Below are 13,371 nucleotides of genomic sequence, written 5' to 3' on the forward strand. Positions count from 1 at the left end.
TCGACTTGAAGAAGGGTCAGTAAGAGACCGGAACGGTGACGTACCTCCTTGTCACGAGAGAACTGCTGCTCTTCCTCCAATTGATAAAGCCGTTAATTTGCGGCATACGAATATCAGTAATCACAACATCAAGTTGAAGTGAAGGTAACTCGTCATGTAGAAGTTTCCCATCAGAGTAGGTGCCGATGACCAGAAATTCAGTATTTTCTTTGCTGATCATTCGGGCCAGACCTTCGCGGATCAGGATTTCATCGTCAACAATTGCAATACGCAGCAATCAGAGCATCTCCTCTCCGTAATGCAGGCGGACTCTCTCATTCACATTTCGTAGACCAATACCGAACATTTCACTTTCAGTCCCATTTTGCAGACTATTACGTTGGGCTCTGCATCCTCCATGCTGAAAAGTGAGCTCCGCAAAACGCTATTGGATGGTTATGCCTCTAAATCAAGCTTTTCGCTTGATGAGATTCGGTACATTGAAGGACAAATATTTATGGATATTTTTATTAGTTACGTATTTTTTATTCATGATCCTGAGAGGAACGGCTGGATTCAAGAGCATGCCTCCAAAATATGCAGCACCCTATGTCGCGATTTTCTTGAGGGGAAAGAGGTATATTATTCGTTTTAGAGATAGTGTGATACTCTAATAGTGAATGATGAATGAAGGGACTGAACTATGCGCAGAGACCATTATTTTTAAGCCAACTATTATAATTTAATGGAGGTAAAAATAATGTTAACTACAGAGTTACACACAGAACGATTACATTTAAGAAAAATGAAGGTATCGGATTCGCCAAGTTTGTTTAAAGTTTGGTCTGATCCAGAGGTTACCGAATTCATGAATATTGATTGTTTTACTGATGAAAGTCAGGCAAAAGATATGATAAAATTTCTTGATGAATTTTCTCTTGAGAACAAAGCTATTCGTTTCTCTATCATTGAAATGGAATCCAATGAAATCATAGGTTCTTGTGGTTTTAATTCCTTAGACTTTGAAAATGAGAAAGCGGAGATTGGATATGACATTGCTAGAGCATTTTGGGGAAGAGGATATGCTTCAGAAGCTATAAGTGCTTTGTTAGATTACGCATTCTCAACTTTGAAGCTGAATCGAATCGAAGGAAAAGTAGAACCCGAAAACGTGAATTCAGTAAAAGTCTTACAAAAGCTGAACTTTATGTTTGAGGGAACCTTAAGAAGGTATGAAAGAGTAAACGGAAAGTTTATAAATATCAATATGTATTCAAAATTAATAACAGATTGATGATTTAAGGCAGTTTTACGCAAAAACTTAGATTTATCCAAGAGGTTATATAGGTCTCCATAAGGAATAAAAACTTAGACACCATAAATATAGGAGTTGACCAAATGGAGACAATATTAACAGAGGAAATGATCTTGGATGATCTAATTAAGACATTTCATCGTTTGTTTGGTTTGAATGTAATTGAAACTACTTCAATAAAACGAGGCTGGTTAAACTTAAAGTGGAAAGTAACAACGGATGCAGGGGAATTTTTACTTAAACAATACAACAAAGAAAGATATAAATTATATAAGTCAGAGGAGATATTGTTAGCACTCTCTCAACAGATTAGATTGTATGACCAAGGTCTAACGTGCCCCAAAGTACTAACACAGAATGAAAGTATTTTGCTTGAATCTGATATTGGAGAACGCTTCCTGGTGATGGAATATTGCCAGGGAAAACTAATTTCACCAGGTAAAATCAATGTCCATCAAATATACGATTTAGGTCGAGCAACAGGAAAAATGCATCGATTGCTAAATGACGGGACACTTGGCATTAGAAATAGTCCGCAATTTATTCCTCCAAGCCGTGAGGAGCGTCTAGCACATTGGAACTCCGTGTGGGAAAAGACTAAGGGAATTGGTAAACCTCAGCTGCTTGCTGATATAGAAACTCAATTTAAAGCTACTGAAGAAATGAATATAGAACTACTCGAGTTACTCCAAACAGGATGGGCACATCGTGACCTTTGGGTAGATAATCTTTTATTTAATGATAACGGATTAACTGCAATTCTGGATTTTGATCGACTAAAATATGACTATCCGCAGCTTGATGTAGCTCGTGCTGTGATGTCATGTGCCTTAGATCATAATTTAGATGTTTCCCTGGCTTCGGCGTTTATGGAAGGGTACAGTGAAGAACGCGACGTGGTAGAGGGCTATTTAACACATTCATTACAGTTGTTGTGGTATATGGAAAGCACATGGTGGATTAATGCTAATATGGATCAACATAGTGTACCACCAGCTCGCTTTGCGAAGGAAATGATTTGGCTTGGAGAAAATCAAAAAAATATGTCCACTTTGTTAGGAAATCTTTAGATAACGTAAAATTAACCACTATTCGTTAAGTTTAAGGGTAACTATGATTCAATTAAACAGCGACAGTCTAGGGCTTTGTCTCCATGTCCATGACTGCCGCTGTTTCTTTTATTGAGGTAATTCGATAAGAGCATGACCTATTTCCCCATAATCTACATTGACTTGGGTTTGTCTCACCCCTATGATGATTATTAATATAAAATAAATGCACATTGAGGAGCGAAACATCATGGCTTTGGAGATCGAACGCAAGTTTCTGCTGCCGGAATTTCCGGAGCGGCTTATTCAAGAAGGCGAATTGAAGATTGTCACCCGGCATAATATCGATCAGACGTATCTGGCAATAGATGGCGGACAAGAGCTGCGTGTGCGTAAAATTACGGATCTGGACTCAGGTGAAGTAACCTACACTCATACGTTTAAAGATGGCAAAGGGATCAAACGTGAAGAGATCGAATATTTTATCTCAGAGGGTTTATATAATCAAATGATTGAGGCGGTTAATGCGGTAGCCTTGGTCAAAGAGCGGATTACGGCGGTGTGGAATGACACAACGGTTGAGATCGACGTCTATTCTCAGCTGAAATTGTCCGTTCTGGAGGTTGAATTTGAATCTCTGGAGGAAGCGGAAAGCTTCAAGGCGCCGGAATGGTTCGGCAAGGATGTCAGCACAGAACGGCAGTACAGCAACAAAACCGTCTGGAAAGAGCTACAAAATAAGACAAAGAATTAACGGACTTTAGCGCGTAAACGTGGTAGTATATAGGGAAAACAAACAGCTATAAAGTGGAATTTATGTTTATATATATATTTATAGAGGGGTTCAGGAGGATGAGCATGAGATATATAAGCACAAGAGGCAATGTGGAACCTAAGGGCTTTATCGATACGGTGTTGATGGGACTTGCTGATGACGGCGGATTGATGGTCCCTTCGGAGATTCCTGTCGTTTCAGCAGCTACTTTAGAAGAGTGGAGAAGTCTTAGCTACCAGGAATTGTTCCTGAAGATTTTCGCCTATTACACTAATGATGAGATTCCGTTAGAAGATTTGCAGGAAATGGTCAACACTAGTTATGGCAATTTCCGCACGCCGGAAGTAACGCCTATTCACCAAGTGAATGATTCCTTATATGTACTGGAATTGTTCCATGGCCCTACTTTTGCCTTCAAAGATGTAGCGTTGCAGTTTATGGGTGAGCTGTACTCTTATATTTCCAAAAAGCAGAACAAGATCATCCACATCCTCGGAGCAACCTCGGGGGATACTGGGGCGGCTGCGATTCAGGGCGTTCGCGGCAAAGAAGGAATCAAGATCTGTATTCTTCATCCTCATGGTAAGGTTAGTAAAGTGCAGGAGCTGCAGATGACTACGGTTGATGACAGCAATGTACTGAACCTGTCTGTTCATGGTAACTTTGATGACTGCCAAAAGGTGATCAAGGATCTGTTCGCGGATCTCGACTTTAAAAGCCGCTATCATCTGCGTGCAATCAACTCCATTAACTTTGTACGTATTCTGGCACAGACTGTCTATTATTTCTATGCGTATTTGCATGTCGATGGCAGCAGCGAGAAGAAGATTAACATCAGCGTGCCTTCCGGCAACTTCGGTAATATTTTCTCCGGATATTTGGCGAAGCAAATGGGATTACCAATTAACAAACTGATTATTGCTACAAATGAAAATAACATCTTGGAGCGTTTCGTGAACACTGGTGAATACAAACCGGGCAGCTTCACAAGCACATACAGTCCTTCGATGGATATCCAAGTGGCGAGCAATTTTGAGCGGTATCTATATTATTTGGTAGGCGAGGATTCCGAGAAACTATCTGCGTATATGTCCAAGCTGCAAACCGAGGGCAAGATTACGGTTGAAGGCGAGGCGCTTCAGCAGGTGCAGAAGGATTTTGCAGCACTTGGCGTGAAGAATGACCAATGCTTGAATACAATTGCTAAGTATCAAAAAGAATATAGTTACCTGCTTGATCCGCATACTGCATGTGGAATCGCAGCTTACGAAGCTTTTAATGGCTCGGATGAGATTGGGATTACCTTTGCGACCGCACATCCAGCTAAGTTTGATGAGGCGATTACTCTGATCGACATTAAGCAGGAATTCCCGGCACAAATTAAAGCGTTGTTCGAGATGCCACAACACCAAACCGTAGTGGATCATGATAAGGATGAAATTGTGCGTCAATTGCAGGCTTTTTATAAATAAGTTGAAACTCCATACGGCTCAGCAGGCTCCTGTTCTTAAGTTAAGAATAGGAGCCTTTTTTTAACGTTTCAGAATGCATATATTTGGGGCCCCCGCAAAGTACCTGATTATGCATCGAAGCAAAGCCCCACTTTGTGGGGACATTTTACTGCACCCTTCGACAAATAATGTCGCTGTTTACTATGAATAGTTTGATATCGACAAAAGATGAAGGAGTGGTGATTTTTTTCACAAGGTGGATCTATCGGAATTTGTCGGAAATTTGTCCTGAAAAGTAGACATGACTACCCAGAGAGTGAGAAAATAGCATATAGAGTTTTAGTAAGAACTAAAAAGGACGGGATTATCATGACAATTCGTTTCGGGGTCATTGGAACAAACTTTATTACAGACCGCTTCGTGCAAGCCGGCTTGGAGAATGAGGAGTTTATCCTGACAGCCGTGTACTCCCGCACAATGGAGAAAGGTCAGGCATTTGCTGCAAAATATGCTGGAGCTACAATTTATACGAATTTGGAAGATATGGTTTCCAGTAAAGATGTCGATGCTATTTATATTGCAAGCCCGAACTCCATGCATGCTGAACAGGCGATTATGTGCTTAAATCATGGCAAACATGTCCTCTGTGAGAAACCAGCTGCCTCAAACAGTGCGGAGCTAAGAGCAATGATTGAAGCCGCTCAGAACAATGATGTGTTGTTGGTAGAAGCAATGAAATCGACATTCATGCCGAATTTCGGAGTGATCAGAGACAATTTGTATAAAATCGGCCAAGTTCGCCGTTATTTCGCGAGCTATTGTCAATACTCATCGAGATACGATGCTTATCGGCAGGGAACGGTGTTAAACGCTTTTAACCCAGCCTACTCTAACGGCTCATTGATGGATCTTGGTGTCTACTGTCTGTATCCTATGGTAGTGTTGTTCGGGAAACCGAATTCTGTACAGGCCGTGGGTCTAATGCTCTCTTCTGGAGTGGATGGTGAAGGAAGTCTTGTTATGCAATACGATGATATGGACGCAGTGGTGATGCATTCCAAGATCGCTGATTCCTATTTACCAGCCGAGATTCAAGGGGAAAGTGGTACAATGGTGATCGATAAGATCAACCAGCCTTACCAAGTGAAGATTCAGTATCGTGACGGAACTGTCGAGGAGCTAACGCAGCCTCAGGTGTTCGAGTCCATGTATTATGAGGTTGAGGAATTTATCAACTTGATTAAGAATGGTGAACGGGAAAGCAGAGTTAATACACATGCCAATTCCTTGGCAGTAGCAGAAGTTATGGAGGAAGCCAGAGCACAGATCGGCCTCCGCTATGCCGCAGATCTATAAATAGAATGGGGAGCAGCACTTGAAGACTTTTAAAAAGGTATACATTGAAATAACAAGCGTCTGCAACCTGGCCTGCAGCTTTTGTCCACCAACCGCCCGAACGAAGAACTTTATGAAGCTCGATACTTTTAATACGATATTAGATGAAATTAAGCCACATAGTAATCATATTTACCTTCACGTAAAAGGTGAGCCGTTGCTGCATCCCAAGATTGGTGAGCTGTTGGATGCGGCACATGCCAAAGGGTTCAAGGTCAATATTACTACCAACGGTACGTTAATTCATAAGGCAGGCCCTAAGATTCTCGGCAAACCTGCACTACGACAGATGAACTTCTCTCTGCATAGCTTTGACGGGCATGAGGGATCTGAGAACCGCGAAGGATATTTGTCGGAGATTATTTCTTTTGTACGGGAAGCCTCCGCGCAAGGGGTCATTATTTCCTTCCGGCTGTGGAATTTGACGGAGGATAATCTGACCAATCTGGAGAAGAACCGGAACCGTGAGACCCTTGCTGTGCTGGAGGAAGCCTTTAACCTTGATTTCAAGATCGAAGAAAAGGTTGTACCTGGCAGCGGCGTCAAGGTTGCTCCACGGGTGTATCTCAATCAGGACCATGAGTTCCGTTGGCCTGCACTGAACGAGCCGGAAGATGACGGAAAAGGGTTCTGTCATGCGCTACGCAGCCAAGCGGCAATCCTTGTGGATGGTACCGTTGTACCGTGCTGTCTGGATGGTGAAGGAGTCATTAACCTCGGAAACATTCATGAGACTCCGTTCTCAGAAATCGTAGAGGGTGAGCGAGCAAACAATCTATTTTACGGGTTCTCTCGTAGAGAGGCAGTGGAAGAGCTGTGCCGCAAGTGCGGATATCGGCAACGGTTCGGAACTTAAGGCTTGGAATGCAAACAGAACTGGGACATGGCTATTTCATGAGTCCTGGTTCTGTTTTTTAATTAACGGGAGTGTATATATAATAATAGGTCTTTATAGTCTCCACTTTGGAGCGAAGGAGGAGCATATGCTGAAATCGTTGGAAGCCATCACCTTATACCGTGAAGGAATACAAGATCATTTGGAGGATAACCTCTGGCTGAAGTTTATTGTCCAAGCCGAGGAGCAGATTGTAAATTTGGAGCGTGTGGAATCTCTGGAGGAGCTGGACTACAGGAATCCCGTGCTGGATTATGTGGAACGCAGTTTGCAGCTGCTAGACCAACTTCCCCGTTCGATTTGGATCAAAGAGCTTGTGGAAGAAACATTAATCTGGTCAGAAGCAGCTAAGGGTGGCACATTGAAGGAGCGGTTACTTTGGCAGGAGGAAGGCATTAACTGTTTTGTACATAACATCGGCTCCGCACAGTTATACGGGAAACATTTGAGTGATACGGTCTCTGAAAAAAGCGCACTGGTTCATCGGCTTATTGAAACCCATGGACTTATAGGACAGCAAATCCGTGGGGAGGTGCCTCCGGAGGTAAATAAGCCGCTTCGTGATCTTGTAGAAGAACAGTTGCTGACTGCCGAGGAACTTGAACGCTTGCTGACCGTACTCAATCATTGCATCATCGGAGCTGTATCCGCCGAGCTATGGCTGAATGTAGAGCATGAAGTGAAACAGCTTATCACTCTGATTGCATCCGGTGAACTTGCTAGTCCAATGCCGATGAAAGAAAGACTGCGCAGAATGCGGCTAGGTCCGATCTCTAGAGGAGAGGACTTCACTACGGAATGGGCAAAGCTGACACAGGAAGGCTTCCATGCGGAACGGTTGGAGTCTTTAAGTAACACTATCTTCTGGTATGTGGAATCTGCAATGCAGACCTTCTCGTTGGAGCAATTTCTGAAGGTGATGGTGCTTGCAGCTCAAAGGGCTCAGAATGAACCCCTATGCCATATCAGCTTCGAGCAGGTTATGAACAGCATTTACTATGACTACAAGGGTGTTAAGAAGATCAATGTTTATAAGAAGCGGATTATAGAAAAATATTTATCGGAGCTTACATGGGAAGATATCGAAAAAGGGACTTTACCTGATGAGAATCCTCATCTAATGCTCCGTCCATATGCGAAGGAACATCTGCCAGACACGATATTTTTTCAGTTCCAATTCTCGGCAGCGGCAGAGAAGCTGATCGAATTCTGTATGGAAGCTGAAAAATCACCCTTGTATGAACGTGCTGTATTGCTGTTATTCGACCTGTTCGAGCTACGCAGAGACGCCTTCGACCGTTTTCATAATGAAGATACCTACTTAAGTCAAATGAATAATACAGCAGATTATAAGGCTGTGATTCTGGAGCATGTCATTGGGAAAAAAGTTCTGGATATCGGCCCGGGCGGCGGTGTGCTGCTGGATTTGCTGGAAGAGCGGATGCCAGAGGTTACCCCTATCGGCATTGATATATCGAGCAATGTAGTGGAAGCTCTGAGGCAGCGCAAGCAACGGGAAGGTCGTCAGTGGGAGGTCCTGCAGGGAGATGCGTTGAACCTTGAAGATTTCGTAGAGGCTGGAACGGTGGGCACGGTAATTTTTTCTTCGATTTTGCATGAGCTATATTCTTATGTGCCGCTTAATGGTAAAAAGTTCAATCATGACACCGTCTCGGCCGCTCTGCGAAGTGCTTTTGATGTATTGTCAGTGGGTGGGGTTATCATTATTCGTGATGGGATCATGACCGAACCCACAGCATTGCTGCGGAGAGTTCGCTTTCTGGAGGAGGACGGTATGGCATGGCTGGAGCGTTATGCGAAGGATTTTGCCGGACGTCAGATTCAGTATCAGAGATTAGGGGAAGAAGAAGTACTCATGCCTGTTAATGATGCCATGGAATTTTTATATACGTATACCTGGGGCGAGGAGGCTTACATTCATGAGGTCCAAGAACAGTTTGGTTATTTTACCCCTACGGAGTTTGCCTCATTTATTGATCAGACTTTAGGAAAGCAGGCAAAGATTGAAGTCTTCCGGCATTACTTGCAAGAAGGTTATACCGAAGCGCTGCGTGATAGAGTAAGGTTCATGGATGAGAGCGGACAGGAAGTAGCCTTGCCGGACAGCACCTGCTTTATTGTGATTCGGAAGGAATAGTTGAAAGATAACATCATCTGCATATAAAAAAGCAATCGGCAAACCCTTTGATGTGGTCGAGGTCCGATTGCTTTTTCTATATAAGAATATTGTCTTTGTTAGATTAGTATTTCTAGCTGTGACTTTTCAGAGTCTTCGGCTAAACGCTGGATTTCTTGGTAGGTGGCTAATTTCTCTGTCCGTTCCTGATCTTTAATTTTATCTCCGGTGTCTTTTATGGTATCGCCTAACGTTTCGTTCATTTCCGATATCCTATCTTCGATTTTGGATAACTGCTTGCGTTTGGCTGTTGCAGAATGAGTAGACCGAGCTTCATCCAGTTCGATTTCCTTGGTCAGAACTCTTGCCTCGCCATGCATCTTGGAGTGGGTAGAAGAAACTACCTCCATTTGTGAAGCATTTTGGCTTATAGCAACAATCGTATTCAATCTTTCGTTTTGTATCTCTTGCTCGGTTTTAGGTTCATCCGATGGATCTTCTTTTTGAGCTTTTTCTAAGTTCTTTTGTTGCTCTTCAAAGGTGTACTTCGCAATTTGTTGGTCAATCGTTTGGAGCTGTTTATCGAATTCCTTAAGTTGATCTTGAATTGAATCAAGGTTATATGAGTTTTTGGTGGTTCTTTCAATTAGGCTGTTCTTACTATCGATGATACTCTGTTTTTGTTTAAGTAGTGAATCAACCATTCCGCTCATTTTTGATTGATTTTGAAAAGCTGCTTTTGCAGATTTGCTTATCGATAAGTGGTCTCCACTACCACTTGTTTTGCTGTTTGAATTGATGGTTTTATCGTTAGTTTGGTGACTAACAGCTACATTAAGTCTCGTTCCCATAGCAGAGGTCATACTCGTTATATGCATGGCTCATTCTCCTCCTACGACGATAAGATCTATCTATAGTATATCGGTAGATGAACAGGAAGAATTAATAAAGTGAGCCATTAGCTAAGTCGATCAGCAAGATGTCAACGGGACCCCTTCCTGAACTCCGAAGGCGAGCATTTCATCGCTCTGCGAAACACTTTAATAAAATAGCTCACATTATCAAATCCGACCTCGAATGCGATGTCGGATATTTTTCTGTTGCTTTGTTGCAGCAGATCGGCGGCTTGGCGAATTCGGTATGAGTTAATGTAGTCTACTGGAGTCTTACGGGTCATTTCTTTGAAAAAACGGCAGAACTGTCCTTCACTCATAGGGATAAGGTCGGATAGGTCTCGAGTTCGAATAGGCTCCTGATAGTTATCCTGAATATAGAGAATAATCTTCTTAAGTCGATTGATTTTAGTAGTATCAGCGTCATCCAGCTGGCTGCGGTTTACAAAACGATCCTCTGGAGCAATCAGCGAGAGCATGATGAGTAACGTGCCTTTAATAAAAGCTTCAAACCCGGGAGATTGCGCAGCGTAGGCGTCCATCATGCGTTCTAAGTGCCCGAGAAGTTCATGTTGCCATTTCACAGCCGGTGTTAGGTGGCGAGGAAAGCTTTGTCTTTTCTCCTGAAGGGGTAAGATGGTGTTCTGCTGAATCGTATCATATTGGGCACTAGCCAGAAGATCAGGAAGAAACACGAGCGCACAAAATTTGCAGGGCGTGTCTTCGTTAAGTACATAGGCAGCGTGAATATCACCGGACTCGATAAATACAGCCTCACCGGCTTTAAGTGGGAAATATTCGGTATCCACCTGAAACAGAATTTCTCCTTCGAGCAGCATAAAAAACTCCGCTTCTTCATGCCAATGGGTGTCGAGGACATGGGTTCCAGCAGGCAATTCTATCCAATAAGCTGCAAGCGGAAACATGCTATCGCCATGGACTCTGTCTTCTTTTAGCAAACGCTGGGTTGTACGGTCCATAAATGCCACTCCTTTCGGATCAAATATCAAAATAGTGTTATAAATGAGCTATTTAGTATTAGTTTTGTTCATTTTTTATCGGTATAATGCAACTATAAACACCAAATTGAAAGGTGGCAAGTACACAATGAAATTTACTGATGGTCTCTGGCTGGTGCGTGATGGTATCACGATTAACGGCGCAGTTCAAAATTATGTTGTAGAAAAGACTCCAGAAGGATTAACAGCAATTACTCAAACAACTCCAATCACAGGACGTTCAGCAACGCTGAATTCAACCCTGCTTACTGTTAAATTTCATTCCCCGCTTCCTGGTGTGGTAGGGGTTAAGATTATTCATCATGATGGCGTACAAGAACGCGGTCCAGTCTTCGAACTCACGAAAGGTACAGGAGATCACGTTAAGATTGAAGAAACCGATTCGGAGACTGTGCTGATCAGCGGCGGACTTCGTGTAGTGATTCGCAAAGGCCAGCAATGGGCTGTGGATTTCTATCGCGGCGACGAGAGAATTACAGGCAGCGGTTACAAATCAATGGCTTATATCACGGATCAAGACGGCAACACGTATATGCGTGAAGAGCTGGATCTCGGTGTAGGTGAATTCGTATATGGTTTGGGTGAGCGTTTTACCGCGTTTGTAAAGAATGGACAGACCGTAGATCTTTGGAACAAAGACGGTGGAACTAGCTCCGAGCAAGCTTATAAGAATGTTCCTTTCTATGTAAGCAGCAGAGGCTATGGTGTATTTGTTAACCATCCTGAGTTGGTTTCTTATGAGATCGCTTCGGAAAAAGTGAAAAAAGCGCAATTCAGCGTAGCTGGAGAAAGCTTAGAATACTTCGTGATTGATGGTCCTACCATCAAGGAAGTTATCAGCAACTATACATCACTTACTGGCAAACCTGCACTTCCGCCAGCATGGACATTCGGCCTGTGGCTGACGACCTCTTTCACTACCGACTACGATGAAGCAACCGTAAACTCCTTCGTAGATGGTATGGCAGAGTGCGATCTGCCGCTGAGCGTATTCCATTTCGATTGTTTCTGGATGCGTGAATATCAATGGACCGATTTCCAGTGGGATGAGCGTGTATTCCCTGACCCAGTAGGCATGCTGAAACGCCTGAAAGATAAAGGGCTGAAGATCTGCGTATGGATCAACTCTTATATCGGGCAACGTTCCCGCTTGTTTGAAGAAGGTAAGAAGAATGGTTATCTGCTCAAAAAACCTAACGGTGACGTTTATCAATGTGATTTGTGGCAAGCAGGTATGGCACTGGTGGACTTCACCAACCCTGCGGCTTGTGAATGGTATGCCGGCTACCTGCGTGATTTGGTGGATATGGGCGTAGACAGCTTCAAGACAGACTTCGGCGAGCGTATTCCTACAGATGTAGTTTACTTCGACGGATCTGATCCGATGAAAATGCACAACTATTACACTCAACTGTACAACAAGGTTGTATTTGAAGTGTTAGAAGAGAAGCTTGGTAAAAATGAAGCGGCATTGTTCGCACGTTCTGCAACTGCCGGTGGCCAACAGTTCCCAGTTCACTGGGGCGGTGACTGCTACGCAGATTATGAATCCATGGCAGAGAGCCTTCGCGGTGGATTGTCTCTAGGATTGTCTGGTTTCGGTTTCTGGAGTCATGATATCGGTGGCTTTGAGAACACGGCTCCGGCACATGTATTCAAACGCTGGTTGGCGTTTGGACTATTGTCCAGTCACAGCCGTCTGCATGGTAGCACTTCGTACCGTGTGCCTTGGGCTTATGATGATGAAGCTTGCGATGTCACTCGCTACTTCACCAAACTCAAATGCAGCTTGATGCCTTATCTGTATGATGTAGCAGGACAGGCTCATGAACATGGCTGGGCTTCTATGCGGGCTATGGTTATGGAATTCCCGGAAGATCCTACTTGCGAAGTGTTGGATCGTCAATACATGCTAGGTGAATCCTTGCTTGTAGCCCCTATCTTCCAAGAAAACGGCGAAGCGAAGTACTACTTGCCGGCTGGTCGCTGGACTCACTTGCTTACTGGTGAGACCGTGCAAGGCGGATCATGGCGCAAAGAGAAGTATGATTTCTTTAGCCTGCCACTATTCGTTCGCCAGAATTCCTTGATGGCAATCGGCAGTGTGGATAACAAACCGGATTACGACTATGCGAATGGCGTGAAATTCGGCTTGTATTCACTTGAAGATGGCACTACGACTTCTGCAACCGTTCGTGATCTCAAAGGTGCTCCTGAATTGACTGTGAAGGCTGACCGTAAAGGCAGTACGGTAACAGTTACTGCGGAAGGTAGCGGTAAAGAATTCTCGCTTTCCCTTAAAGATCTGGGAGCTATCGCTTCTGTAGAAGGTGCAGAGCAAGTAGATGAAACTACAGTAAAAGTAAACGCAGGTGCAAAAACCGTATCGTTTACGATCACATTGAAATAAGATTGTTTCTTAAAGCATATTGATATAGCCATAACCTCTCTTGTAAACTGGGT

At 43.5% G+C, this 13,371-nt stretch carries 12 protein-coding genes; 9 read left to right on the forward strand and 3 right to left on the reverse strand.

Translation table 11 applies throughout. The features are described from left to right. Positions 1–16: 16 nt before the first annotated feature. Complete coding sequence (locus tag L1028_RS13115) at positions 17–277, reverse strand: response regulator (RefSeq protein WP_234534478.1); 261 nt, start codon at positions 275–277, stop codon at positions 17–19. A gap of 87 nt (positions 278–364) precedes the next feature. Between L1028_RS13115 and L1028_RS13120 the strand changes: the two genes are divergently transcribed. From L1028_RS13120 to L1028_RS13155, 8 genes are all read left to right on the forward strand, one after another. Further along, entirely contained in the window at positions 365–634 is a 270-nt protein-coding gene (locus tag L1028_RS13120) for a hypothetical protein (protein ID WP_234534480.1), read from the forward strand. A 90-nt stretch (positions 635–724) separates the two neighbouring features. Beyond that, positions 725–1,273: a GNAT family N-acetyltransferase gene (locus L1028_RS13125; RefSeq protein ID WP_234534482.1), complete on the forward strand. Its 549-nt coding sequence runs from the start codon at positions 725–727 to the stop codon at positions 1,271–1,273. A 104-nt stretch (positions 1,274–1,377) separates the two neighbouring features. After that, positions 1,378–2,364 (forward strand): phosphotransferase, encoded by a 987-nt coding sequence (locus L1028_RS13130; protein WP_234534484.1) that lies wholly within the window; start codon positions 1,378–1,380, stop codon positions 2,362–2,364. Between the two features lie 229 nt (positions 2,365–2,593). Continuing rightward, positions 2,594–3,097, forward strand: a complete 504-nt coding sequence (locus L1028_RS13135; protein WP_234534486.1) for a CYTH domain-containing protein — start codon at positions 2,594–2,596, stop codon at positions 3,095–3,097. 104 nt (positions 3,098–3,201) lie between these two features. Further along, a complete protein-coding gene (gene thrC, locus L1028_RS13140) occupies positions 3,202–4,590 on the forward strand; it encodes a threonine synthase (RefSeq protein WP_234534488.1) in 1,389 nt (462 codons plus the stop codon). Positions 4,591–4,938: 348 nt separating this feature from the next. After that, positions 4,939–5,925 carry a Gfo/Idh/MocA family protein gene (locus tag L1028_RS13145; protein ID WP_234534490.1) on the forward strand — a complete coding sequence of 329 codons (987 nt, stop codon included), beginning with the start codon at positions 4,939–4,941 and terminating at the stop codon, positions 5,923–5,925. A gap of 19 nt (positions 5,926–5,944) precedes the next feature. Next, entirely contained in the window at positions 5,945–6,820 is an 876-nt protein-coding gene (locus L1028_RS13150) for a radical SAM/SPASM domain-containing protein (protein WP_042124302.1), read from the forward strand. A 127-nt stretch (positions 6,821–6,947) separates the two neighbouring features. Next, the gene (locus tag L1028_RS13155; RefSeq protein ID WP_234534493.1) at positions 6,948–9,017 is read left to right on the forward strand and encodes a class I SAM-dependent methyltransferase; all 2,070 of its coding nucleotides are present in this window, start codon (positions 6,948–6,950) and stop codon (positions 9,015–9,017) included. Between the two features lie 98 nt (positions 9,018–9,115). On the opposite strand, the gene L1028_RS13160 is transcribed toward L1028_RS13155, so the two are convergent. Beyond that, a complete protein-coding gene (locus L1028_RS13160) occupies positions 9,116–9,874 on the reverse strand; it encodes a hypothetical protein (RefSeq protein WP_234534495.1) in 759 nt (252 codons plus the stop codon). Between the two features lie 104 nt (positions 9,875–9,978). Continuing rightward, positions 9,979–10,869: an AraC family transcriptional regulator gene (locus L1028_RS13165; RefSeq protein ID WP_234534497.1), complete on the reverse strand. Its 891-nt coding sequence runs from the start codon at positions 10,867–10,869 to the stop codon at positions 9,979–9,981. A gap of 127 nt (positions 10,870–10,996) precedes the next feature. Here L1028_RS13165 and yicI point away from each other — a divergent pair, with 127 nt between their 5' ends. After that, entirely contained in the window at positions 10,997–13,318 is a 2,322-nt protein-coding gene (yicI, locus tag L1028_RS13170) for an alpha-xylosidase (protein WP_234534499.1), read from the forward strand. Positions 13,319–13,371: the final 53 nt, after the last annotated feature.

It is taken from the genome of Paenibacillus pseudetheri (genome assembly GCF_924513355.1).
Classification (GTDB): Bacteria; Bacillota; Bacilli; order Paenibacillales; family Paenibacillaceae; genus Paenibacillus_AQ; species Paenibacillus_AQ pseudetheri.